Here is a 22,962-nt window from a genome sequence, read left to right as displayed (position 1 = left end):
ACCACTCAGCGCTGCCGGGGCGCGAGCCGTTCGAGCTGGGTGACATGGGCGGGTGTCAGTTCGTCGAGAGAGGCGACCCCGAGCAGGCGCATGGTGCGGGCGATCTGTTCGGAGAGGATCTCGATCATCCGGTCGACGCCTGCCTCGCCGCCGGCCATCAGGCCGTACAGGTAGGCCCTCCCGACCAGAGTGAAACGTGCACCGAGCGCGATGGAGGCGACGATGTCGGCGCCGGAGGAGATGCCGGTGTCGAGGATGATCTCGGTCCGGTCGCCGACCTCGCGTGCGACGTCCGGCAGCAGGTGAAACGGTATCGGCGCCCGGTCGAGCTGGCGCCCACCGTGATTCGACAAGACGATGCCGTCGGCACCCAGATCGGTGACGGCCTTGGCATCCTCGACGGTCTGGATGCCCTTGACCACCAGCTTGCCCGGCCACTGTGACTTGATCCAGGCCAGATCGTCGAAGGTGACCGTCGGGTCGAACATGGTGTCCAGCAGCTCGGCGACGGTACCCGACCATCGGTCCAGCGACGCGAACGCCAACGGTTCGGTGGTGAGAAAGTCGATCCACCACTGTGGCCGTGGCAAGGCGTTGACCACGGTCTTGGCGGTCAGCGCCGGCGGGATCGACATGCCGTTGCGCTTGTCGCGCAGCCGCGCTCCGGCGACCGGGACGTCGACGGTCACCAGCAGCGTGTCGTAACCCGCCTTGGCGGCGCGGTCGACCAGCGCCATCGACCGCTCGCGATCCTTCCACATGTAGAGCTGAAACCAGTTGCGGCCATGCGGATTGGCGGCCCTGACATCCTCGATGGAAGCCGTGCCCATGGTGGACAACGAGAACGGGATGCCGGCACGGGCGGCGGCACGGGCGCCGGCGTACTCGCCCTCGGTCTGCATCATCCGCGTGAATCCGGTGGGTGCGATGCCGAAAGGCAGTTCGGACCGGTCGCCGAGGATGGTGCACGAGGTGTCGACCTTGGAGACGTCACGCAGGATCGCCGGATGGAACTCGATGTCGGAGAACGCCTGTCGCGCCCGAGCGATCGACAGCTCCGCTTCGGCGGACCCGTCGGTGTAGTCGAACGCCGCCTTCGGGGTGCGCCGCTTGGCGATCTTCCGTAGGTCCTCGATGGTGAGCGCGGCGTCGAGGCGACGCTTCTTCGCATCGAACTGCGGCTTCTTGAACTGCATCAGCGGCGCGAGGTCGCGTGGCTTGGGAACTCGGCGCTGCGTGTGAGAACTGCGTTGCATGGTCATGCCTTTCCTGCTCCGACCGCAGCGTGGTGACGCGTACCACGGGATCGTCGGGGTGCGTAGTGTTGCGGCGGGAACCGGTCGGCGACGATGGCCCGCATCGCCTCCAGATCGCCGCTGATCAGATCGTGTGCGCGTGCGGTGATGAGCACATTGCCCAATGCGGTCGCTTCCACCGGTCCGGCGAGCACCGGTAGTCCGAGTCGGTCGGCGGTGAGCTGGCACAGCAGCCTGTTCTGTGAACCGCCACCGACCAGATGTACCGATTCCACGTTCTTGCCGGACAGTTCGGCGGCCTGCCGAACGGTGCCGGCGAATGCGGCGGCCAGGCTCTCGACGATGGCGCGCACCATCTCCGGACGGGTCATCGGCGGCTGCATGCCGCGTTCGGTGTACCAGTCGCGGATCCGAGCGGGCATGTTGCCGGGAGGGAGGAATCGCGCGTCATCGGTGTCGAAGACATCGAAGACCGGGCTGACCTCGGCGGCCTGGGCGAGCAGTTCCGCGAGATCGGCACGGTAACCGTCGCGCTGATACTGCCGAACCGTCTCGCTGAGCAGCCACAATCCCATCACGTTGTGCAGGTAGCGGATTCGCCCGTCGGCACCGACCTCGTTGGTGAAGTTGGCCTTCCATCCGGCGCGGGACACCACCGGCTCCTCGAGTTCGACACCCACGAGTCCCCAGGTGCCGCATGAGATATAGGCCGCCGATGACGGATCCATCGGGATCGCGGCGACCGCCGAAGCCGTGTCGTGCGATGCGACCGCGGTGACGTGCGGCCGACCCACCAGACCGAGACGGTCGGCGACGTCGGAGAGCAGCGGTCCCTGATCGGTCCCGGTCTCGACGATGTCGGGGAACAATCCGTCGGGCAGACCGAGGCGTTCGAGCATCGAGTCATCCCACTGGCCGTTGATGCCGAGCAACCCGGTGGTCGACGCATTGGTGCGTTCGGTGCCGCGACGGCCGGTGAGCCAGTACGTGATGAGATCCGGGATCAGCAGTGCGCTGTCGGCCTGGTCGAGAAGACCGTCCCGCTTCTCTGCCGCCAGTTGATACACGGTTGTGAAGGGCAGGAACTGCAGGCCGTTGCGCAGGTAGAGGTCGACCGGCCCGAGCTCGGCGTGTACCGCATCGACACCTTCGGCGGTCCGGGCATCGCGGTAGTGATGCGGGAGACCCAGCATCCGGCCGTCGCGCAGGAGCGCGTAGTCGACGGCCCACGAGTCGACGCCGACACCGACCAGGTTGTCGGACTGGCGTCCCGCCTCGGCGAGTCCCGCGCAGGCGTCGCGGAACAGTCCGGGCAGATCCCAGTGCAGCGCAGTACGTTCCCCGTTCCAGAGATGGACCGGATCGTTGGTGAACCTCGCGACCTGTTCGAGTTCGAGCCGGCCTTTCGAGATGTCGGCGAGCATCACGCGTCCGCTGGTCGCGCCCAGGTCGATTGCGGCGACCTGGGCGGACCGTGATGAGCGGCTCATCGGAGGAACGCGGCGGCGACCCCCGCGTCCACCGGCACGTGCAGGCCCGTGGTGTGCGAGAAGTCGGAGGTGCAGAGGGCGAACGCGGCATTGGCGATGTTCTCCGGCAACACCTCTCGCTTCAGCAGGGTGCGCTGCGCGTAGAACTTGCCGAGGTCCTTCTCTTCGACACCGTAGACCGCGGCGCGCTTGGCGCCCCAGCCGCCGGCGAAGATGCCCGAACCACGCACCACGCCATCGGGATTGATGCCGTTGACCTTGACGCCGTGCTCACCGAGCTCGGCGGCCAGCAGCCTGACCTGATGTGCCTGGTCGGCCTTGGTGGCCGAGTAGGCGATGTTGTTGGGCCCGGCGAACACCGAGTTCTTCGACGAGATGTACAGGATGTCGCCACCCAGCTTCTGGTCGATCAGGGCCCGTGCGGCGGCCTTGCTGACCAGGAAGGAGCCGCGGGCCATCACGTTGTGCTGCAGGTCCCAGTCCGCGGCGGTGGTGTCCAGCAACGACTTCGACAGTGAGAGGCCGGCGTTGTTGACCACGAGGTCGATGCCGCCGAATGCGAGTACGGTGGCGTCGACCGCGGCCTGAACGGCAGCTTCGTCGGTGACGTCGGCGGCCACGCCGATCGCGACGTCGGCGGAGCCGATCCCTTCGGCGGCGGCACGGGCCTTTTCGGCATCGAGGTCGGCGATCACGACGCATGCACCTTCTGCGGCGAGGCGCTGCGCGATGGCCTTGCCGATGCCCGACGCGGCACCGGTCACCAGCGCGATGCGGGTGGCGAGCGGCTTCGGCTTCGGCATCCGTGCGAGCTTGGCCTCCTCGAGCAGCCAGTACTCGATGCGGAACTTCTCCGACTCGTCGATCGGAGCATAGGTGGAGACCGCCTCGGCTCCGCGCATCACGTTGATGGCGTTGAGGTAGAACTCTCCGGCGACACGGGCGGTCTGCTTGTCCTTGCCGAAGCTGAACATGCCGACACCGGGAACCAGCACGATGGCCGGGTCGGCGCCGCGCATCGCCGGGCTGTCGGCGGTGGCGTGACGCTCGTAGTAGGCGCGATAGTCCGCGCGGTAGGCCTCGTGCAGCGCGGCCAGGCGTTCCTTGCACTCCTCGACCGATGCCGAGGCCGGCAGGTCGAGCACGAGCGGCTTGACCTTGGTGCGTAGGAAGTGATCCGGGCAGCTCGTGCCGAGCTCGGCCAGACGCGGATGCTCCTCGGAAGCGAGGAACTCGAGCACCGGGTCGACGTCGGTGAAGTGGCCGACCTGCGGACGGTCCATCGAGGCGAGGCCACGGATGAACGGTGCCAGCGCGGCGGCCTTGGCGCGACGCTCGTCGGCCGGCAGTGCGCCGTACCCGTCGACCGACTTGCCGAACGGCTGTGAGCGGCCGTTGGCGGCGATGTACTGCTCGGCGGTCTGGATGATCTCCAGCGAGTTGGTCTCGGCCTGCTCGGAGGTGTCGCCCCAGGCGGTGATGCCGTGGCCGCCGAGGATGCAGCCGATGGCCTGAGGGTTGGCCTTCTTGATCGCGGAGATGTCCAGACCCAGCTGGAAGCCGGGACGGCGCCACGGCACCCAGACCACGCGGTCGCCGAATATCTTCTGCGTCAGCGTCTCACCGTCGGCCGACGTCGCGATGGCGATACCGGAGTCGGGGTGCAGGTGGTCGACGTGTGCGGCGTCGACGAGACCGTGCATGGCGGTGTCGATCGACGGGGCCGCACCGCCCTTGCCGTGCAGGCAGTAGTCGAAGGCGGCGACCATCTCGTCCTCGCGGTCGAGGCCGGGGTAGACGTCCACGAGTGCGCGCATGCGGTCGAGGCGCAACACCGCGAGGCCCTTCTCGGCGAGGGTGCCGAGGTCTCCGCCGGAACCCTTGACCCAGAGCAGTTCGACGTCCTCGCCGGTGACGGGATCGGTGTCGGTGCCCTTGGCGGAGGTGTTGCCGCCGGCGTAGTTGGTGTTCTTCGGGTCGGAGCCCAGGCGGTTGGAGCGCGCGATCAGCGCGGCAACGGTCGGGTTGGTCATGAGAGGGTTCTCCTCGTGATTCGAGACGGTCGGGGTCGGTCGGGAGGTCAGGCGCCCCAGGAGGATTGGGTACCGCCGACGCGCTCCGCGGCGATGCGCTCGGCATATCCGGACTCGGCGTAGGCGGCCATCGGATCGGCGGGCAGGCCGCGGGCCTCGCGGCGCTGGGCCAGCATCGGGCGGACGTCGGTGTAGAACGCGTCCATCATGATGGCGTTGGCGCCCAGCACGTCTCCGTTCTCCTGGGCCGCGGTCAGCGCGTCGGTGTCGACGAGGAGGGCGCGTGCGGCCATCTCCTGGACGTTGAGCACCGAACGGATCTGGCCGGGGATCTTCTCCTCGACGTTGTGGCACTGGTCGAGCATGAGGGCGACCGGAGAGCCCTCGTCGAGACCGCCGCCCCGGATGACCTCGAAGAGGATCCGGAACAGCTGGAACGGGTCCGCGGCACCGACGATGAGGTCGTCGTCGGCGTAGAAGCGCGAGTTGAAGTCGAACGAACCGAGCTTCTGCAGTCGCAGCAGCTGCGCGACGATGAACTCGATGTTGGTACCCGGCGCGTGGTGTCCGGTGTCCAGGCAGACCATCGCGCGTTCACCGAGTGCGGTCACATGTGCGTAGGAGGTCCCCCAGTCGGGCACGTCGGTGACATACATCGCGGGTTCGAAGAACTTGTACTCCAACACGAGTCGCTGGTCGTCACCGATGTGCTGGTAGATGGTCGCGAGCGATTCGGCGAGACGGTCCTGCCGGCCGCGGATGTCGCCCTGGCCCGGATAGTTGGTGCCGTCGGCGAGCCAGATCTTGAGGTCGCGTGAGCCGGTCTGGCCCATCACGTCGATGCAGGCGAGGTGATGATCGATGGCCTTCTGCCGCACCGTCTTGTCGGTGTGGGTGAGGCTGCCGAACTTGTAGTCGTCGTCCTGGAAGGTGTTCGAGTTGATCGTGCCGAGCCGCACACCGAGATCCTGTGCGTAGGTACCGAGCGCCCGGTAGTCGTCGACGGTGTCCCACGGGATGTGCAGCGCGACGGTCGGGGCGAGCCCGGTGAGTTCGTTGACCTTGGCGGCGTCCGCGATCTTCTCGTGGACGGTGCGCGGGGTGCCCGGGGTGCCGAACACCTTGAACCGGGTGCCGGAGTTGCCGAATGCCCAGGAGGGGAGCTCGATCTCGAGGTTGTCGAGGATCGTCTCGTCAAAGGTGGTCATGAGAATTTCTTTCGGTTGGGATTCCCCGCCGCCGGCGTCGGGGGAGGATGCACCGGCGGCGGGGAGGCTTGTGAATCGTTTCAATCGATGGGTCTGTCAGGCAGAGGTACGGCTGGGTTCTGCCGCCGAGATGTCGGCGATTGCCGGCGCCACCAACGGCGCGGCGGAAACATCCTCGAGGAGTTCGGGCGACACCGGTGCGCCGTAACGCTCGGCCTCGATCTCCTGAAGAGTCTTGCCCTGCGTCTTCGGGGCCCAGATGGCGCCGATGATCAACGCGATGGTCAGCAATGCGACGAGCAGGATGCCGACTGTGGCGAGCCCGGTCGCGGCCAGCATCGTCGGGAAGAAGTAGCTCAGCAGTCCGGTGGCGGTGCGGCAGACGAAGAACATCACGCCTTGCGCGCTGGCGCGGTACGGCGTCGCGAACATCTCACTGGCCCAGAGGCTGTAGAACGCCTGGGCGCCGATACCCGACGAGATACCCCACAAGACGGCGAAGATGAGCATCGTGGCGACACCGCTGTCGGTGAACGCGACCAGGACGATCCAGGCGACGATGCCGAGCACCGCACCGAAGATGTAGAGCCCGCGCTGGGACACTCGATCGGCGTAGCGCATGAAGCCGAAGTAGGTCGCGAGGACGGTGCAGCCCCAGACGAGCACCTGCAGGAGGTTCTGCTGAACGGCGCTCTCGACGCCCGCGGTCTCATAGACCCGCGGCATGAAGATGCCGGCCTGGCCGGCAACCGTGTTCCAGAACAGATAGATCCCGCCGAGGAACAGCAGCGCCATGATGTTGACCTTCTTGGAGAAGAGGCCCTTCACGCCGCGTGCGCCGACCGATGACGTGAGCTGCCGCGACTCGTTGACCGCCTCGTCCTGCCAGATCTTTGACTCGTGCAGTCCCTGTCGAATCCACCAGACCACCGCGGCGACCACGAACAGGTGCAAGAAGATGAGCCGCGAACCCAGCAATCCGAGCGGTGCGAGCGCCGCCGCCAGCGCGAATCCGATCAGCGGCCCCACCGACCAGGCCAACTGGGCCGTACCGACATGCTTTGCCCGTTCGACGGATGGCGCCTGCTCGGCGATATAGGTCCACGATGCCGGGACTCCCGCGCCGACCGCGAGTCCGGTGATGACGAATCCGACCAGGAGCATGCCGAAGTTCAGTGCGAACGCGGCGAGCAGCACGCCCGCCATGTAGACGAGTAGATCGTAGGTGTAGATCGCCTTACGTCCGAAGCGATCGCAGAGCGGACCGCCGACTGCGGCACCGACTGCCGCGCCGAACGCGTTTGCGCTCAGCGCCGCCAGCAGGCCAACGGCGAAGTTGCTGATGCCGAACTCGTCCTGCCAGAACGTGAGGCTCGTGGCGATGGCGATGATGGAGCCGGCCTCGATGTAGTTCGACATGGCGACCGAGATGGTCGCCCGCCAGCCGGTGGTGGAGCGTGCTCCTACTTTCATGGTGCTTCCTTGCGTCGGGTCTCAGTACAGAGGGCGGGTAGCTATGAGGTCAAGACGGGTGCGGCGGGTTGGCTGTCGCTGGTTGCGTCAGGCCAGGTGGAAGTACTCGACGAGCTGGGTGCGGACGGTGTCGGGATCGGCCCCCGCGGCGACCGTGTCACCGCTCGGCGGAAGGAAGAACTCCGACATGTGGGCCTGCCAACGGGTGTTGATCTCGGTGGCTTCCATCGCGGCCGTCGCCGCCGCGAAATCGTCGGTCTCGAGGTAGCCGACGACCAGGCCGTCCTCCGGACGCAGGAACAGCGAGTAGTTGTGCCAACCGCTCGTGCGCAGGGCGTCGAGCATCTCGGGCCAGACGGTGGTGTGGGCCTCGAGGTAGTCGTCGACCCGCTCCGGACGCAGGTGCAGGAGGAAACAGACGCGCTCGCGGTCGTTCATGACATCTCCTCCGTCTCCGGGTGTCGTTCGTCGTACCCGGGTTGTTGCAGTGGGGCGAACGTCTCAGGGGGTGTTGAAACGTTTCAATTTGTGATGGCGGCAACATTAGACGGAGTGTGTGAGCGAGTCAAGGGCAAGAGGGCGCGGGCGCACTCGGGACACGCGGGTCGTCGACCACCCGCGTGAACCGAGTGGACCCGCGCGCGTCGCAAACCGGCTGCGCAATGCGGCAGCCTGTCTCAGCCGAGCAGACGACCGCTCAGTTCGGCGACCACCTCGTGTGGTTGGCCGAACAGTTGGGCGCTGCCGTGGGCGCGCTTGAAGAACAGCTGGATGTCGTGCTCGGCGGTGATCCCGATTCCGCCGTGGAGCTGGATACCCTCGCCGGTCACGCGCGCAAACGCCTCAGAGCAGTACACATGCGCGGCGGCCGCCAGGTCGTCGGCCGCCGGGTCGTCGGTGACGATGGCCGACACGGCCGCGCGGGCGATGGAACGGGCGGTCTCGACCGACGCGTACATGTCGGCCATCCGGTGCTTGAGTGCCTGGAACGATCCGATGATCCGACCGAACTGTTTGCGCGATTTCGTGTAGTCGACGGTCAGATCGAGTGCCGCCGCGGCGCCGCCCACCTGTTCGGCGGCCAGCAGCGCCCATGCGTGCGTGCGCAGTCGCTCGGGCAGGCCGGGGCCAGACGGGATGGTGACCGCCGGTGCCTCGTCGAAATCGATCCGCGCGAGTGGACGACTCGGATCCATCACGGGCAGGGGAGTGACGGTCACGCCGTCGGCGTCGGTGTCCACCGCGTGCAGAGTGGTGCCCTCACCACCTCCGGCGAGGACCAGCAGGACATCTGCCGATTCGCCGTCGATCACGTAGTCGGAGGTACCGGAAAGCAGTCCGCCGTCGGCCCGGACCCCGGAGCCGTCCCAACCGTCACGGCCCGCCCAACAGACCGTCGCGATGCGCTCCCCGGACGCGATGGCCGGGAGCATGGTCCGGATCGTCTCGTCGTCACCGGCGATGAGGACCGCCGCGGTGGCCAGTGCCGTCGCGTAGACCGGTACCGGGCTCAGCGATCTGCCGAGTTCCTCGAGAACGGCCGCCGTCTCGGCGAAGGAGGCGCCGGCGCCGCCCGCCGCTTCCGGAATGGGCAGGGCCGCCACGCCGATCTCGGTGCACAACGTCTGCCAGAGCCCGCGGTCGATTCGAGGGGTCGCGCGCATCGCGGCCCGGGCGGCAGCGGAGTCGGCTCTGCGGCTCACCAGATCCCGGATGGCCTCGGCCAGCGCTTCCCGCTCTTGCGCCGATACCGGCGCCGGGGTCATCACATCAGTGGTCACAACGACTCCAGTACTCGCTGCCGGAGCGCCGCGGGTGTCCCCCACGCGGTCAACAGCGCACGCGTCTTGGTCAAGTAGAGGGACAGGTCGTGCTCGGTGGTGTAACCGATCGCCCCCAACACCTGCAACGCCCGACGAGAGGCGAGGTGGGCGGCATCTCCGGCCGCGACCTTGGCGGCGGCCACGTCCCGGCGGATGTCGGTGTCCTCGGGTGCCAGTCCGTCGATCCCGAGGGCTGCGGCGTGAACCAGCGGCCGCGCCATCTCGACGGCGATCGCGACGTCGGCGAGGTGGTGCTTGACCGCCTGGAAAGAGCCGATCGGACGCCCGAACTGCTTGCGCGCCTGCGCATAGTCGGCGGCGAGCCTGAGCATCGCATCGGCCATGCCGAGCAGCTGCGCGGCAGCGGCGAGGGTGCCGATGTCGATTGCGTCGTCGACCGAGACCCCCTCGGCGAGTACCTCGCCCGGAGTCAGCTCGGCGACCATCCGCGTGGGATCGACTGTTGCGACCGGCTCGCCGACGGTGGCGGTACTGAGGACGCCGTCGCGCACCAGATATGCGACGTCGGCCACCGGCGCGAGCGGCGCAACCGGTGGGATGGCGCAGGTGGCGATCGTGCCTTCGGCCAAGGCGCTCAGGCGCTCTCCGGTGATGTTCGCGGTGTGGAACAACACCGGCAGCACCGCGATGGTCTCGATGACCGGCCCCGGCAGGGCGTGACGCCCGATCTGTTCCATGGCGACGGCCATCTCGATGGCCCCGGCCGAGGAACCTCCCGACGACTCGTCGATCAGCAGGCCGCTGATCCCGGTCTCGGCCAACGTGGCGAACACCTCGGTCGCCGGTTGCCGGTTGCCATCGGCCCAGGCCCGCGCCCGCGACGCCACGTCGGCCTTCGTGAGCAGGGCGTCGACCGTGGAACCCAGGTCGTCGTGCACATCGGAGAGGAGGAATTCCATGGTCTCACCTGTCCCCACGCGGAAGGCCGAGCAGGCGTTCCGCGATGACGTTGCGCTGAATCTCGTTGGTACCGGCGTAGATCGGCCCGGACAGCGAGAAGAGGTAGCCGTCCATCCAGGCGTCGTCGAGCTCCGCGTCGGGGCCCTGGAGGTCCAGGGCGGTCTCGTGTGTGGCGATGTCCCACTGCGACCAGAACACCTTGTTGATCGACGATTCCATGCCGAGCTGTCCACCCGCCGCGAGGCGGCTGACCGTCTGGTACGTCGAGAGTTCGTAGGCGCGGGCGCCTATCCACGCATCGGCCACGCGGGCATCGACATTCGCCGTCGACGGCACCGAGTCACGGTTGCGCTTCCACAGTTCGACGAGCCGATCGGTGGCCGCCAGGAAACGCCCGGGAGAACGCAGGGAGAGCCCGCGTTCGTTGGCCGCGGTGCTCATGGCGACCCGCCATCCGTTGTCGATCTCACCGATGACGCCGGAGTCGCCGGGACGGGCCGGGTCGTCGGGGACGAAGACATCGGAGAGGAAGAGCTCGGCAAAACCCGGCTCGCCGTCGAGCTGCGCGATCGGTCGTACCGTGACGCCCGGACTGCGCAGGTCGAACATGAAGTACGTCAAACCCTTGTGCCGCTGGGCTTCTTTGTCGGTACGGAACAGGCCGAATGCCCAATCGGCGAAGCTCGACCGCGAGCTCCAGGTCTTCTGCCCGTTGAGCAGCCACCCGCCGTCGGTGCGGGTGGCCGTCGACCGCAGCGAGGCGAGGTCGCTGCCGGCCTCCGGCTCACTCCACGCCTGACCCCAGATGTCGTCGGCGCACGCCATGCGGGGCAGGATGCGGGCGAGCTGATCGGGGTTGGCGTGCTCGAACAAGGTCGGTGCCAGCAGGAAGATGCCGTTCTGGCTGACCCGCCCGGGAGCTCCGGAGCGGTAGTACTCCTCCTCGAAGATCACCCAGTGCAGAAGCGGCACATCGCGGCCGCCGAATTCCTCCGGCCAGCTCACCACCGACATCCGGTCGGCGGCCATCGTCCGCTCCCACTCCCGGTGCGCCTCGAAACCCTCGGCGGTGTCCATGGACGGGAGTGGCTCGGCCGGAACATGTTCGGTCAGCCATGACCGCACCTCGGTGCGGAACTCCTCGGCGTCGTCGTCGAAATAGAGGTCCATGTCAGCTCCCCGACCCGTTGGCCGAGGACGCCCCACTCGCCTTCATCGACTTGGCGTCCATGCCGCCCAGAGAATCGCCGCCCGCCTCGGAATTGGCCGCATGGGCAAAGTGATGCCAGCCGAACACCGAATCCATCGCGTTGCGGAGGCCCATCTGGTCCTCACAGATGTTGACAGCCTTCTTGCTGAGGAAGAGTCCCTGCATCGGCATCGCGACCATCTTCTCGGCGATCGCGTCGACCTTGCCGGACAACTCATCTCGCGGCACGACGTGGTTGACCATGCCCCATTCGGCGGCCTGCGCGGCGGTGAACCGTTCGCCGGTGAACAGGATCTCCTTTGCGCGGCGGGTGCCGAGTGCGTAGGCGTGCGCGAAGTACTCCACGCCCGGGATACCCATGCGCGCCACCGGATCGGAGAAGAACGCGTCGTCCGAGGCGACGATGAAGTCGCAGATCCACGCGAGCATGAGACCGCCCGCGATGCACGCGCCGTGGACCTGCGCGATGATCGGCTTGGGCATATCGCGCCAACGACGGCACATCCCCATGTAGACCTCGATCTCGCGGGCGAGTCGTTGGTCGGCTCCCGACTTGTCCGTGTGATCCCAGTGCAGCGTCGCGACGTTGTCGTAGAAGGTGTCGAAGTCGCGTTCCGGGGTACCGATGTCGTGCCCGGCGGAGAAGTGCTTGCCGTTCGCGCGGAGCACCACGACCTTGACGTCGGCGTCGTCGACGGCCTTGCGGAAGGCCGCGTCCAGCGAGTACGTCATCACCGAGTTCTGGGCGTTGCGATAGTCGGGTCGGTTCAGTGTCACGTAGGCGACGGCGCCCTCGGGGCCACCGACCTCATAGGCGACAGGGGTCGAGTCCGGCCCGAGGTCATCGGGGCCGAGTGCGGGCGGGATGACGGCATCACTCATGCCCAGAGCCTAACCTAGCAAGTGCTTGGTTGGTAGTCGGGTGTTGCCGATCCCAGCGGGATGGTGGGACGTTGTCAGCCGACCCGCATGGTTCCGCTGCAGGAGGTGCTGGGAATCGCCCACAACGCGTTGCGGTTCACGGCACTGAAGCTCACCCGAACCGTCCCGGGTCCGGTGTCGAGCCGGAACGTCGGCCCTCCGACGAACAACCGGATCTGCGCCGTGTTGAATGCGACGCCCTTCTTGCCGGTCGAGACGTTGTGCCAGTCGAGTCGTCCGGCCGATTGGTATCCGCCGGTCGGCGTCCAGAAGCTGGAGATGTCACGGACCGCCGCGGTGACGCGACCGCGCCCGTTCGGGGACACGAACAATCGCGCGGTGCTGAAGGGTTGATCGACGATGTTGGGGCTCAGTCCCCAGCAGCGATCGAGCGGTACGACGGTTTCGGCGGCGGCGGTGGGCGGTGCCACGGCGCCGATGCCGATCGCGGTGCCCGCGGCGAGAGCGGCGACGGTGAGGCGGAACAGGCGGGGACGCGCGGGGATGGTGGCCGAGCGGCGGGGCAGGTGAGACATGTCGAGGACGGTAGCCGAAGCGGCGCTGTGTCCGGCTTGAGTTCTTTGCGAACTTTGGGAACTGTGATGTTGCTGTGACGAATGTGTCGATCGAACGGATGCCTGCGCGTCCGCACCCCTGGGCGTCAACGAGTCAGCTGGTCGGAGATCGCGTCCGCGGCGGCTCGCGTCGACTCGGCGACCGACATGAGCTCGGACGCCGACATCGTCGTGTTGGGGCAAGCGACGAGGGAGGCCACCACCGAACGCGAGGCGTCCCTGATCGGCGCGCCGACGGTGACCGCCGCGACGTCGCCGGTCAGCTCCTCGGGGAGGTAGTCGATCACCGACAGCTCGGTCAGGAGGTCGCCGACCTTCGCGCGAAGTCCGTCCGACATCGTGTCCAGTGAGCTCAACGCGTCGACCATGGCCACGTGGTCGTCGGTCATCCGCTCGATGGAGTATCCGCGATCGGCGATGACGTCGAGGACCCGTCGCAGCCGGCTCCGCGTCGCTTCCGGGGCCCGGGCGATCCAGTCGGCCCGGGACTCGCTCGACTCCCAGGCGATGAATTCCCTGCAGATCGGTGGGCGTAGGCGGATGCGCTGACCGTGCCGGAACCAGGGCGAGGTGTCGCCGCCGTCGGTCAGGTGATCGGGGACCGCGTGCTCGGCAACGGTGATCGAATCGGGTGCGGTTCGTCGCGCGACGAAGCAGGGGATCGACAGTCGCTCACTCAGTGCGCGTGCGGCGGTGCCCGCCCATCGACTCAGGTGATCGGCGCTGTCGACGGACCGCGCAAGCGCGACGAAGCCCGGACCGATTCCGTAGGTGTTCGACGCTGGGTCGCGGAGCAGCCACCCGTTTTCCAGTAGTTCGCCGACGATCGCGTGCGCGGTGGCGCGCGACAGCCCGGTCTGGCGGACAATCTGTGCAAGTGTCAGGGACTGCCTGGCCGGGTCGGCGAGGAGCTCCATGATGCTGATGACGCGGGAGGTCGGAGGCGACGAGCCGGTACGTGACGGTTGACTCGCGCCCGACGACTCACCTACGGTTTGTGTCACATACTCAATACTGAGTGTCGAATAACCGACATGTCAAGGAGATGGTCAGTGTCGAGCACCGCAGACGCGACAGGTCATCGCGTGCACCATGGGTACGAGTTGACCCACCTGGATGCGCTCGAGGCGGAGTCGGTCCACATCATCCGCGAGGTGGCTGCCACCTTCGAACGGCCGGTCCTGCTGTTTTCCGGCGGTAAGGATTCGGTGGTGATGTTCCACCTGGCGCGCAAGGCGTTTTGGCCTGCGCCGGTGCCATTCCCGTTGATGCATGTCGACACCGGCCACAATTTCGACGAGGTCATCGATTTCCGTGACCGCGTGGTCGAGCAGACGGGCGTGCGGTTGGTGGTGAGTTCGGTCCAGGACGACATCGACGCGGGACGGGTCGTCGAGGATGTGGGCCCGGGCAAGAGCCGGAACCGCTTACAGACCACGGCATTGCTTCGCGGTATCACCGAGAACAAGTTCGATGCGGTCTTCGGCGGTGCGCGGCGCGACGAAGAGAAGGCGCGTGCCAAGGAGCGGGTGTTCAGTTTCCGTGACGAGTTCGGCGCGTGGGATCCGCGTGCCCAGCGCCCGGAACTCTGGCACCTCTACAACGGTCGGCATCACAAGGGTGAGCACATCCGGGTGTTCCCGTTGAGCAACTGGACCGAGTTGGACATCTGGCAGTACATCGGTGCCGAGCACATCGAACTCCCGCCGATCTATTACGCGCACGAGCGTGAGGTCATTCCGCGTGACGGCATGCTGCTCGCCAACACCCGTTTCCTGCAGCGATATCCGGGTGAGGAGACGCGGACCGAGATGGTCCGTTTCCGAACTGTCGGCGATGCCACCTGCACGGGCTGTGTGCTCAGCGGCGCCGACACCATCGAAAAGGTGATCGAGGAGATCGAGGTCACCAGGGTCACCGAACGGGGGCCACCCGGGCAGACGACCGCATCTCCGAAGCGGGTATGGAGGATCGGAAGAAAGAGGGGTACTTCTGATGGGCGCCGGGAACGAAGTGAGCGGGCCCGGTGTGTTGGGCGCCGGGAACGAAGTGAGCGGGCCCGGTCGGCACGCCAAGGAATTGTTGCGTTTGGCGACCGCGGGGTCGGTCGACGACGGCAAGTCCACCCTGATCGGCAGGCTCCTGTTCGATTCGAAGAGCATCTTCACCGATCAGCTGGAGTCCATCGAGCGGACGAGCGCCGAACGCGGAGACGAGTATGCCGATCTGGCTCTCCTCACCGACGGGTTGCGCGCTGAGCGTGAGCAGGGCATCACCATCGACGTCGCGTACCGGTACTTTTCGACGCCGAGACGCAAGTTCATCATCGCCGACACCCCTGGGCACGTGCAGTACACGCGCAACATGGTCACCGGCGCCTCCACCTCCGACCTCGCGATGATTCTGATCGATGCACGTAAGGGTGTTCTGGAACAGACTCGCCGGCATGCCTTTCTCTCCTCGTTGCTGGGTATCCCGCACCTCACGGTCTGTGTGAACAAGATGGACCTGGTCGGTTGGTCGCAGGAGCGGTTCGACGAGATCTGCGACGACTTCGTCGCTTTCGCCGCCAAGCTCAATGTCACCGACCTCACCTTCATCCCGATGTCGGCGCTGCAGGGCGACAACGTGGTCGAGCAGTCGACGAACATGCCGTGGTACGAGGGTCGCCCGCTGCTGAACCATCTGGAGAACGTCTATATCGCCTCGGACCGCAACCTCATCGATGCGCGGATGCCGGTGCAGTACGTCATCCGGCCGCAGCGCAGCGACGGTGCCGATCACCGCGCCTATGCCGGGACCGTGGCCGGTGGGGTGTTCTCCCGTGGAGATGAGATCGTTGTCCTACCAGGGGGTTTCAGCACCACGATCACGGAGATCTGGGGGCCGGGAGGTGCCAAGGTCGACGAGGCGTTCGCGACCATGGCGGTGTCGATCGAGCTGGCCGACGAGATCGACATCGTCCGTGGCGACATGCTGGCGCGGCCGAACAACCGGCCGTTCGTCGGTCGCGACCTCGACGCGATGGTGTGCTGGTTCGCCGACGACACCGAGCTGCGCCCGGGTAACCGGTACCAGATGATGTGCGGCACCCGGCTGACCCGGGCGCAGGTCAGTGGTCTGAACTATCGCCTCGATGTGAACACCCTGCATCGTGACGAGGAAGCGGAAAGCCTCGGGCTCAACGAGATAGCACGCATCAGCGTGCACACCCAACAACCGGTGATGTTCGACGCCTATCGCAAGAACCGCGAGACCGGCAGCTTCATCCTCATCGATGAGGCCAGCAACAAGACGGTGGCGGCGGGCATGATCACCGCCCCGGTCAGCAAGGACAGCCACGTCGTGTGGCAGACCACCAAGGTGTCCCGGGAACAGCGCACCCACCAGGGCGCCACCATCTGGCTCACGGGGTTGTCCGGATCGGGCAAGTCGTCGTTGGCGGTGGAACTCGAACGGCGTCTGGTGGCCGGGAGTCGCCCCGCGTATCTGATGGACGGCGACAACCTCCGGCACGGTCTCAACGTCGATCTCGGCTTCTCCGACGACGACCGTCGGGAGAACATCCGTCGCACCAGTGAGGTCGCCGCGCTGTTCGCCGATGCGGGCGCGATCGCGATCGTCTCGCTGATCAGTCCGTTCGCCGAGGAACGGGAACGGGCGCGCGAGATCCACGCACAGCGAGGGTTGCCGTTTTTCGAGATCTTTGTCGACACGCCGCTCGCGGTGTGTGAAGAACGTGACCCGAAGGGCCTGTACGCCAAGGCACGTCGCGGGGAGATCAGCCAGTTCACCGGGATCGACTCGCCGTATGAGCGTCCCGGCAATGCCGACGTGGTGGTGACACCATCGGATGGTTCGCCGGCCGACGTGGCCGAATCGATCATCCGAAACCTGGGACTGTAGGAGACCGACTTGTCCACCGATCGCGTACTTGCCTGCGACCTGGCCACCGCCGCAGGCGAACTGCTCGTCGACATCCGAGCAACCAGCGGACTCGCGGGCAAGGAGCTCGGCAAGGCCGGGGATCGTCGTTCCGACGAGTTCATCCTGGCGCGGTTGGCCGATGAGCGGCCCGATGACGCGGTGCTCTCCGAGGAAAGTGCCGACGACAAGCGGAGATTGACGGCGTCGCGGGTGTGGATCATCGATCCGGTCGACGGCACACGTGAATACGGGTCGGAGGGACACACGGACTGGGCGGTCCACGTGGCGCTCTGGTCGGCGACCGAAGGGCTGATCGCCGGCGCGGTCGCCCTGCCGGCCCTCGGGGTGACCTACGCGGACGACGCCGAACCCGTGACACCGATCGACGGTCTCGCTTCGGTGCCTGCGGGCGATCGGCCGCGCGTGGTGGTCAGCGCCTCTCGCCCGCCGGTCTTCGCCGAGGCGGTCGCCGATGCCATCGGTGGCGAGGTGCTGGCGATGGGATCGGCAGGCGCCAAGGCGATGGCGGTGGTGCGCGGGGAGGCGCACGCCTATGTCCATGCTGGCGGACAGTACGAGTGGGACTCGGCGGCACCCGTGGCGGTGGCGCAGGCCAAAGGCCTGTGGTGCGGGCGCATCGACGGCTCCGATCTCGTCTACAACCGAGATGACACGTACCTACCCGATCTGGTGATCTGCCGACCGGAACTCAGGGAGTCAGTCATCGCGATCACCTCCGCGTCCGCCTGAACGTTCATCCCGGTGGTCAGGGCAGGTCGACCTTCGAAGCGAGCCACCGGTCGCCGACCTTGTCCATCGTCATCACCACTCGGCTACGGTCGATCCGCGGCTCGGGTGTTGATGCGTTGCGCACGGTCTGGTCGATGAACAGGAGGACGACCACCTTGTCGGTGGTTGCCGACTGGATACCGGATGCGATGACCTTGCCTTGCGCGTCGGCCTTGTTGTCGACGAGCAACTGACGCAACTGCGCACTCGACTTCGCGTACATGTCCTTGAAGCCGCCGGTGGCCCCGCCGAGGACGGTCGCGAAGTCCTTGTCCACGCTGTCGGCGCTCACACTGGTCAGCGAGACCGCGTACTGTTCGGCCACCGACTTCGCTGCCGTGGCCGCATTGTCGACGTCGCGAGCCTGCTTCCATTCGAGCCCGAACCAACCGGCAAGTGCCACACCGGCGACGGCCACCACAGCGATAACAACGGTGAATACCCGACGTGTACGGCGGCCGGTGAGCGCGGCACGCAGCCGCGCACGCCGCCTCGGACCGGTGGCGGACTCGTCCTCGGAACCGACGGGTGCGGCCTCGCCGTCGGCGGCGGCCTCGATGGGCACTGTCGATTCGACGGCGACCGCCTCGTCGTCGGGGCGCGGCGTCGGCGGGGCATCGCTCGTCGGCTCGTCTGTCTTCTCGCGGCGCGCCGACGGTGCGGCGCCGGCGATCCGCTTGGCGGTGGATCGCGCGGACGGCGGACGCACGGACGAGGACTTGTGCGGAGTCTTGGTCGTCGTGGAGTTCACGATTGTCCTTTCGATCGTTCTTCCGGTGGTCAGGGCTTGGACGGTAGTGCGGGTCCGGCAAAGGGAAGCGGAATCGATTGCGGACCAGTCGGTGTGGGGCTTGATCGGGCATCGGGTGCTACTCCCGGCGGTGGTCCGGCGGTGTCGTCACCGGGCGGGCGGGGTGCGTTTCGCGCGCCCCGGATCAGCACCGACGGGTCCGGGTTGTCGCAGTAGGTGTACAGATACGGTTCCGGGTGATCGGGTTGGGACGGTGGCAGGCGCGGCAGCCCATAGTCACAGGTGTTGCGTGGATAGATGTTCACCGCGGCCCAGATGCCGCCGTCCCGCATCGTGGTACTCAATGCGCCGAGCGTGGATCCGTCCCGCTCCTGAGGGAAGAAGAATTCGTTGAGAGCGGGTATTCGCAAGTAGGCCATCTGTGTCACGGTGGCGAGATTGCCCAGCAGTTGCACCATGGTCGGTGCGTTGTCGGCGATGATCGCGTCGGTTTCCCGCAGCGCCGCCGGGGTGCGGGCCAGCAACGTCCGGTACCCGTTCTGCTTTCGGGCCGCACCCGCCATGAGGTGGTCGAGGTCCGCAGAAGTCGCGGTGAGCGCGGGAGCCCCCTGACCGAGGGTCGTGAGCACCGTCCGGCTCGTCTTCAGCAGGCTCACGGTCTGGGGAAGAACGGAATCCAGGGTGGAGATCAGGAAGGTGCCGCCGTCGATGATGTCGGCGAGTCGCTCGGACCCTTGCGGCGACACGCCGAGTTCTCGCGTGATGGTTCGCAGCTTCTCCGGGTCGATCTGTTCGAGTGTCCCGCTCAGGTCATCGAGAACATTCGCCAGGGGTACCGGGGTGGTGGTCTGGTCCGCCGAGATCACCGTGCCGTTGCTCAGGAAAGGTCCCGACGAGGTGCTCGGCCGGAAATCGAGGTACTGCTCGCCGGCGAGTGACAGCCCGGCAACCCGGACTTCGCCGCGGATGGGAATCTGTACGCTCGGGTCGATCTCGGCCTGTGCGACGACACCGTCGCGGGTGAGGTCGACCTGACGCACCCGACCGACCGGGACGCCACGGAGCGTGACGTTCTGGCCTGCCAGGAGCCCCCGGACTCCTTGAGTTGCACGCGGACCACCATCGGCGACGTTGCCGGCGAACTGTGGAAGACCCCGAATACGAGATACCCGACGCCCAGGATCAGCACCCCGAACAACCCCAGTGCGGAGAGCCCGAGTCGATGCCGGCGTCCCCGGCGGGTGGCCGAGACGATGCCACGCGCCGGGACCTCCAGAAAGCCGGTGCGGAATGCGGGGGTGCCAGAGGTGAAGGCGCGGTCATCGGTTGTCGACGTCATCGCGGCGACTCCAGCTTCTTGCGCAGCTTCTCCAGCGTGTACGTGATGGTGCCGACGAAGTTCCCCACATCGGTGACGTCAGGTAGTCGGGATCCCGGATCGGCGCGGTGCCGAGGGTCCGCGAGTGCGCCAATGGAAAGGTCCTCCAGGTCTGCATTGACATGTGCAGCAGTGGAGTTCGTGATCTTGATGACCGGCGCCAGCAGCGCGTTCATCTTGGACAGGTCGGCGGTGGGTGCCGTGGTGGCGTCGTTGAGGCCTTTCGAGAGCTGGTTGAGATTGGCCACCAGGTGCTGTGTCCGGCCCGTGGCGATCGAAGGATAGCGGGACAGCTGGGTGCTGATCTGTCCGATCTGATCGACCAGGGTCAGGATCTGATCCGAGTTCGACGAGATCACGTCGAGTGCGGGGCCGGCGGCGGCGAGCGAGTCGTCGACCGTCTTCTGCTGTGCCGAGACCGTGGAGACCAGGGCGTCGGTTTGGCGCAACGCTGTTCGGATGTCGCCCGATCGTGCGGAGAGCGCGGAGATCAACCGGGAGGATCGCGCGATGAGCTCCGACAATTCGTCACCACGGTTGCCCACGGTCCGTCCGAGCCCGTTGACGATCTTCGTGAGATCGCGGAGTACGCCACCGTTCACCAGGAGTGCCGACGTGGAGAGGATCTCCTCGACGGTCGTTGCGGCGCCGGTGTCCTTCAACGGGATCGTGTCACCGTCACCGAGGTCGGCGGTGTCGGTCGTGAGCGACTTCGGCGGCTGCAGCGCGACGAAGACGTCACCGAGAGGGGTGGCCGAGCGCAGCTCGGCCCGGGTACCGCGCGGCAACCGCACGTCGTCGGCGACGTGCATGGTGACCACGGCCACGTAGTCGCGCACCGACATCTTCTGAACCGAACCGACGTCGGCGCCGTCGAGCTTGACCTTCGCCTCCTCTGGAAGGTTCAGTGCGTTGGCGAACTCGGCGCGCAATGTATAGGTGGCGCCCGATTCGGTTCCCTTCTTGGGTAACGGCAGATCGTCGAGGCCGACCCCGCACCCGGCGAGCGTGCACACACAGACAGCCGCCACCATCAGGCGGACGATCGTCGAGTACCTCATCGCGGCATCCCCGCCATCGCCTCGAGCATCCCGTCCATCCCGAAGTCGGGTCCGAAGTCGCGCAACGTTCCTGTCGCACAGCCGAGTTGGCGCATTCCGAGGACGTTGCAGACCTCCTTGACGAGCCGACCGTCGAAGAAGACCTTTTCCAGCTGGGCATGCACCCGTGCGATGCCGGCCTTCTGGTCGATGGTGTTGTACGCGTTGTCCATCACCAGCGGCGTGACATCGAGGAACTCCGACAACGATCTCCGATAGTCGGCGAGCGCCCGCGTGACGGTGGTGGCACCCGAGACCGTGTCGGCGACGTCCTTGCGACGCTGCTGCATGAGGTCGGTCGCCTCACCGAGAACCGCATTGATCTTCGCGCCGGTGGAGCCCCAGCCGATGTTCTGGTCGGCGAACAGGTCCGACATCTGCTGCACCGAGGATCCGAACTCTCGGATGGTCGCGTCGTTGCGCGCGGCGGTCGCCGAGAGACTCGACATGTCATCGACGATGTCGGTGATCGCGTTGCGTGTCTGCTCACCGTGATCGGGACCCATCGCCAGCGCCCGGGAGAGCGAGCCCAGCGCCGATCGGATGTCCGGGCCGTTGCCCGACGTCATCGCGGCACTGACATTCAGAAGGTCGGCGACCGGTCCGTTGCCCCGATTGTCGCCCTGCAGTTGAACCGACAGCTTGTCCGCCATGGCGAGCATCCGGTCGACCTCGACCGGGGTCCTGGTCCGGGTCAGACCGAGATGGGCGTTGTCGGGCAACCGCGGACCACCCTGATAGGCCGGGGTGAGTTCCACGTGCCGATCGGTCAACACCGACGTGGAGACCGTCACCGCCGACACATCGGCCGGCACGGGTGTCTTCGAGTCGATATCCATCGCCACCTCAACGAATCCGGCGTGCGGGGTGATCTTGGTGACCTTGCCGACCGGCATCCCGAGCACCGCGACGGCATTGCCTTCGTAGAGGCCCGACGCGTTGTCGAACTGTGCGACGACGGAGATGGTGTGGTCGTCGTCGGTACACGACCGTGCGACCCCGACGACCAACAGCACCGCCACGGCGACCAATGCCACCTTGATGATTCGACCCCGGCTCATCGGCAGTCCTTGAAATAGGGCGGAAGGTTGGCGAGGTTCGCCTGCTCGGAGATCGCACACATCCACGAGTCGATCAACGGGCCGGTCAGGGAGGTGAAGTCCGTCTCGTTGCCGGTCCCGGTGACGTTCGCGAAGTTCCGCACCGGCACGGGAAGGATCTCAAGGGTGTTGCGCAACAACTTGTCGTTACGCCGCAGGCTGTCCAGTAGACCGTCGAGGTTGGTCACCAGCTTGTCCAATCCCTTCCGGTCGGTGACGACGACCTGGCGGAGCTGAGTCGCCAGGACGGTCGTCGAGTCGAGGAGCCGATCGATCATCACCTGTCGGGTCAGCAACGCGCGCAACAGGTCACGCCCCTGGGTCATCAGCTGTCCGAGTCCCGATTCTTGTCGGCGGATCACCGCGGTCAGCTTCTGGGTGCTGGTCAGCAGGGAGCCGATCTGGCCCGACGGTCGGCGAGGATCGTCGACAGACTCGCGATGTTGTCGAGGGCCTCCGGGACCAACTCGGGTGTTCCGTCGAGCTGACGAGACAGCGTGGTCATCGACGCCCCGATCTTCTCCGCGTCCACCTGCTCGAAAGTCGTTGTCGCGTTTTGCATGACCTGCTGCAGGTCGTACGGGACAGCGGTGTGTGACAGCGGGATGAGGTCGTCGGGCAGGGAACCGGAGCCCGCAGGCGACAGCTCGATGTACCGGGAACCGAGCAGCGTGGTCAGCTTGATCGATGCCCTGGTGTCCGGGCCGAGCGGTACGTCGTCTCCCACCTCCATCGTCACGGTGACGAGAGTCCGATCGAGGCGGGTGTCCTTCACCGTGCCGACCGGGACACCCGCGACGCTGACCGAATCCCCGGGCGTGAGTCCGGCGGCTTGTGCGAACTGCGCGCGCACGGAATGCTTGCCGACCCCGGCGGATCCGATCTTGATCAGCCCGAGGGCGACCACCACGATGGCGATCAGCGCGACGGCGCCGATGATCACCTTGTTCCAGTTCTCGATCGGCTGTGTCAAGGAGTTTCGGAAACGCTCGGCGAAGGATGTCATC

20 protein-coding genes and 1 pseudogene are annotated in these 22,962 nt (G+C 66.5%); 3 read left to right on the top strand and 18 right to left on the bottom strand.

The features are described from left to right. Window positions 1-5: 5 nt before the first annotated feature. The 12 genes from GTV32_RS11180 to GTV32_RS11125 all read right to left on the bottom strand — a co-directional run bounded on the left by GTV32_RS11180 (window position 6) and on the right by GTV32_RS11125 (window position 13,914). Window positions 6-1,262 carry an alpha-hydroxy acid oxidase gene (locus GTV32_RS11180; RefSeq protein ID WP_272918234.1) on the bottom strand — a complete coding sequence of 419 codons (1,257 nt, stop codon included), beginning with the start codon at window positions 1,260-1,262 and terminating at the stop codon, window positions 6-8. Beyond that, window positions 1,259-2,746 (bottom strand): rhamnulokinase family protein, encoded by a 1,488-nt coding sequence (locus GTV32_RS11175; RefSeq protein ID WP_161060382.1) that lies wholly within the window; start codon window positions 2,744-2,746, stop codon window positions 1,259-1,261. The genes GTV32_RS11180 and GTV32_RS11175 overlap by 4 nt, the downstream gene beginning before the upstream one ends. Next, complete coding sequence (locus GTV32_RS11170; RefSeq protein WP_161060381.1) at window positions 2,743-4,779, bottom strand: bifunctional aldolase/short-chain dehydrogenase; 2,037 nt, start codon at window positions 4,777-4,779, stop codon at window positions 2,743-2,745. The genes GTV32_RS11175 and GTV32_RS11170 overlap by 4 nt, the downstream gene beginning before the upstream one ends. Window positions 4,780-4,826: 47 nt before the next feature. Beyond that, a complete protein-coding gene (gene rhaI, locus GTV32_RS11165; RefSeq protein ID WP_161060380.1) occupies window positions 4,827-5,987 on the bottom strand; it encodes an L-rhamnose isomerase in 1,161 nt (386 codons plus the stop codon). Window positions 5,988-6,083: 96 nt separating this feature from the next. Beyond that, complete coding sequence (locus GTV32_RS11160; RefSeq protein ID WP_161060379.1) at window positions 6,084-7,460, bottom strand: MFS transporter; 1,377 nt, start codon at window positions 7,458-7,460, stop codon at window positions 6,084-6,086. An 87-nt stretch (window positions 7,461-7,547) separates the two neighbouring features. After that, window positions 7,548-7,898, bottom strand: coding sequence for an L-rhamnose mutarotase (locus GTV32_RS11155; protein ID WP_161060378.1), 351 nt, complete (start codon window positions 7,896-7,898; stop codon window positions 7,548-7,550). 239 nt (window positions 7,899-8,137) lie between these two features. Beyond that, entirely contained in the window at window positions 8,138-9,241 is a 1,104-nt protein-coding gene (locus tag GTV32_RS11150; protein ID WP_161060377.1) for an acyl-CoA dehydrogenase family protein, read from the bottom strand. Continuing rightward, window positions 9,238-10,203 (bottom strand): acyl-CoA dehydrogenase family protein, encoded by a 966-nt coding sequence (locus tag GTV32_RS11145; RefSeq protein WP_161060376.1) that lies wholly within the window; start codon window positions 10,201-10,203, stop codon window positions 9,238-9,240. Before GTV32_RS11145 ends, GTV32_RS11150 begins: the two co-directional genes overlap by 4 nt. 4 nt (window positions 10,204-10,207) lie before the next feature. Further along, entirely contained in the window at window positions 10,208-11,374 is a 1,167-nt protein-coding gene (locus GTV32_RS11140; RefSeq protein ID WP_161060375.1) for an acyl-CoA dehydrogenase family protein, read from the bottom strand. 1 nt (window position 11,375) lies between these two features. Then, complete coding sequence (locus GTV32_RS11135) at window positions 11,376-12,296, bottom strand: enoyl-CoA hydratase (RefSeq protein ID WP_161060374.1); 921 nt, start codon at window positions 12,294-12,296, stop codon at window positions 11,376-11,378. A gap of 74 nt (window positions 12,297-12,370) precedes the next feature. Beyond that, on the bottom strand, window positions 12,371-12,871 hold the full coding sequence (locus GTV32_RS11130) for a hypothetical protein (RefSeq protein WP_161060373.1): 501 nt from the start codon (window positions 12,869-12,871) through the stop codon (window positions 12,371-12,373). 125 nt (window positions 12,872-12,996) lie between these two features. Continuing rightward, window positions 12,997-13,914: a helix-turn-helix domain-containing protein gene (locus GTV32_RS11125; RefSeq protein WP_161060372.1), complete on the bottom strand. Its 918-nt coding sequence runs from the start codon at window positions 13,912-13,914 to the stop codon at window positions 12,997-12,999. Window positions 13,915-13,944: 30 nt separating this feature from the next. On the opposite strand from GTV32_RS11125, the pseudogene cysD reads away from it, so the two are divergent. The 3 genes and pseudogenes from cysD to GTV32_RS11110 all read left to right on the top strand — a co-directional run bounded on the left by cysD (window position 13,945) and on the right by GTV32_RS11110 (window position 17,587). Next, window positions 13,945-14,906: pseudogene (gene cysD, locus GTV32_RS11120) on the top strand (sulfate adenylyltransferase subunit CysD). After that, window positions 14,906-16,816, top strand: coding sequence for an adenylyl-sulfate kinase (gene cysC / locus GTV32_RS11115; protein ID WP_161060371.1), 1,911 nt, complete (start codon window positions 14,906-14,908; stop codon window positions 16,814-16,816). Before cysD ends, cysC begins: the two are co-directional and overlap by 1 nt. Before the next feature lie 9 nt (window positions 16,817-16,825). Continuing rightward, window positions 16,826-17,587 (top strand): 3'(2'),5'-bisphosphate nucleotidase CysQ, encoded by a 762-nt coding sequence (locus tag GTV32_RS11110; protein WP_161060370.1) that lies wholly within the window; start codon window positions 16,826-16,828, stop codon window positions 17,585-17,587. Window positions 17,588-17,603: 16 nt separating this feature from the next. Here the strand turns inward: GTV32_RS11110 and GTV32_RS11105 are convergent, their stop codons facing one another. The 6 genes from GTV32_RS11105 to GTV32_RS23415 form a co-directional block, all read right to left on the bottom strand. Then, complete coding sequence (locus GTV32_RS11105; protein WP_161060369.1) at window positions 17,604-18,377, bottom strand: hypothetical protein; 774 nt, start codon at window positions 18,375-18,377, stop codon at window positions 17,604-17,606. A 29-nt stretch (window positions 18,378-18,406) separates the two neighbouring features. Continuing rightward, a complete protein-coding gene (locus tag GTV32_RS11100) occupies window positions 18,407-19,417 on the bottom strand; it encodes an MCE family protein (protein ID WP_343287294.1) in 1,011 nt (336 codons plus the stop codon). A gap of 295 nt (window positions 19,418-19,712) precedes the next feature. Continuing rightward, window positions 19,713-20,816: an MCE family protein gene (locus GTV32_RS11095; protein WP_237421518.1), complete on the bottom strand. Its 1,104-nt coding sequence runs from the start codon at window positions 20,814-20,816 to the stop codon at window positions 19,713-19,715. Continuing rightward, the gene (locus GTV32_RS11090; RefSeq protein WP_161060368.1) at window positions 20,813-21,916 is read right to left on the bottom strand and encodes an MCE family protein; all 1,104 of its coding nucleotides are present in this window, start codon (window positions 21,914-21,916) and stop codon (window positions 20,813-20,815) included. The genes GTV32_RS11095 and GTV32_RS11090 overlap by 4 nt, the downstream gene beginning before the upstream one ends. After that, window positions 21,913-22,317 carry a hypothetical protein gene (locus GTV32_RS23420; protein WP_237421517.1) on the bottom strand — a complete coding sequence of 135 codons (405 nt, stop codon included), beginning with the start codon at window positions 22,315-22,317 and terminating at the stop codon, window positions 21,913-21,915. Before GTV32_RS23420 ends, GTV32_RS11090 begins: the two co-directional genes overlap by 4 nt. 23 nt (window positions 22,318-22,340) lie before the next feature. Further along, a complete protein-coding gene (locus GTV32_RS23415; protein WP_237421516.1) occupies window positions 22,341-22,961 on the bottom strand; it encodes an MlaD family protein in 621 nt (206 codons plus the stop codon). Window position 22,962 lies beyond the last annotated feature (1 nt).

This window comes from Gordonia sp. SID5947, from assembly GCF_009862785.1.
Taxonomy (GTDB): domain Bacteria; phylum Actinomycetota; class Actinomycetes; order Mycobacteriales; family Mycobacteriaceae; genus Gordonia.
The sequence above is the reverse complement of the archived record's forward strand: the minus strand, read 5'-3'. Positions and strand labels throughout refer to the sequence as shown.

Coding starts and splice junctions, on each gene's coding strand:
- rhaI (WP_161060380.1), bottom strand. CDS start 5,987: ATGACCACCTTTGACGAGACGATCCTCGACAACCTCGAGATCGAGCTC.
- GTV32_RS11155 (WP_161060378.1), bottom strand. CDS start 7,898: ATGAACGACCGCGAGCGCGTCTGTTTCCTCCTGCACCTGCGTCCGGAG.
- GTV32_RS11135 (WP_161060374.1), bottom strand. CDS start 12,296: ATGAGTGATGCCGTCATCCCGCCCGCACTCGGCCCCGATGACCTCGGG.
- GTV32_RS11175 (WP_161060382.1), bottom strand. CDS start 2,746: ATGAGCCGCTCATCACGGTCCGCCCAGGTCGCCGCAATCGACCTGGGC.
- GTV32_RS11170 (WP_161060381.1), bottom strand. CDS start 4,779: ATGACCAACCCGACCGTTGCCGCGCTGATCGCGCGCTCCAACCGCCTG.
- GTV32_RS11130 (WP_161060373.1), bottom strand. CDS start 12,871: ATGTCTCACCTGCCCCGCCGCTCGGCCACCATCCCCGCGCGTCCCCGC.
- cysC (WP_161060371.1), top strand. CDS start 14,906: ATGGGCGCCGGGAACGAAGTGAGCGGGCCCGGTGTGTTGGGCGCCGGG.
- GTV32_RS11140 (WP_161060375.1), bottom strand. CDS start 11,374: ATGGACCTCTATTTCGACGACGACGCCGAGGAGTTCCGCACCGAGGTG.
- GTV32_RS11160 (WP_161060379.1), bottom strand. CDS start 7,460: ATGAAAGTAGGAGCACGCTCCACCACCGGCTGGCGGGCGACCATCTCG.
- GTV32_RS11180 (WP_272918234.1), bottom strand. CDS start 1,262: ATGACCATGCAACGCAGTTCTCACACGCAGCGCCGAGTTCCCAAGCCA.
- GTV32_RS11145 (WP_161060376.1), bottom strand. CDS start 10,203: ATGGAATTCCTCCTCTCCGATGTGCACGACGACCTGGGTTCCACGGTC.
- GTV32_RS11090 (WP_161060368.1), bottom strand. CDS start 21,916: ATGAGCCGGGGTCGAATCATCAAGGTGGCATTGGTCGCCGTGGCGGTG.
- GTV32_RS23415 (WP_237421516.1), bottom strand. CDS start 22,961: ATGACATCCTTCGCCGAGCGTTTCCGAAACTCCTTGACACAGCCGATC.
- GTV32_RS11095 (WP_237421518.1), bottom strand. CDS start 20,816: ATGAGGTACTCGACGATCGTCCGCCTGATGGTGGCGGCTGTCTGTGTG.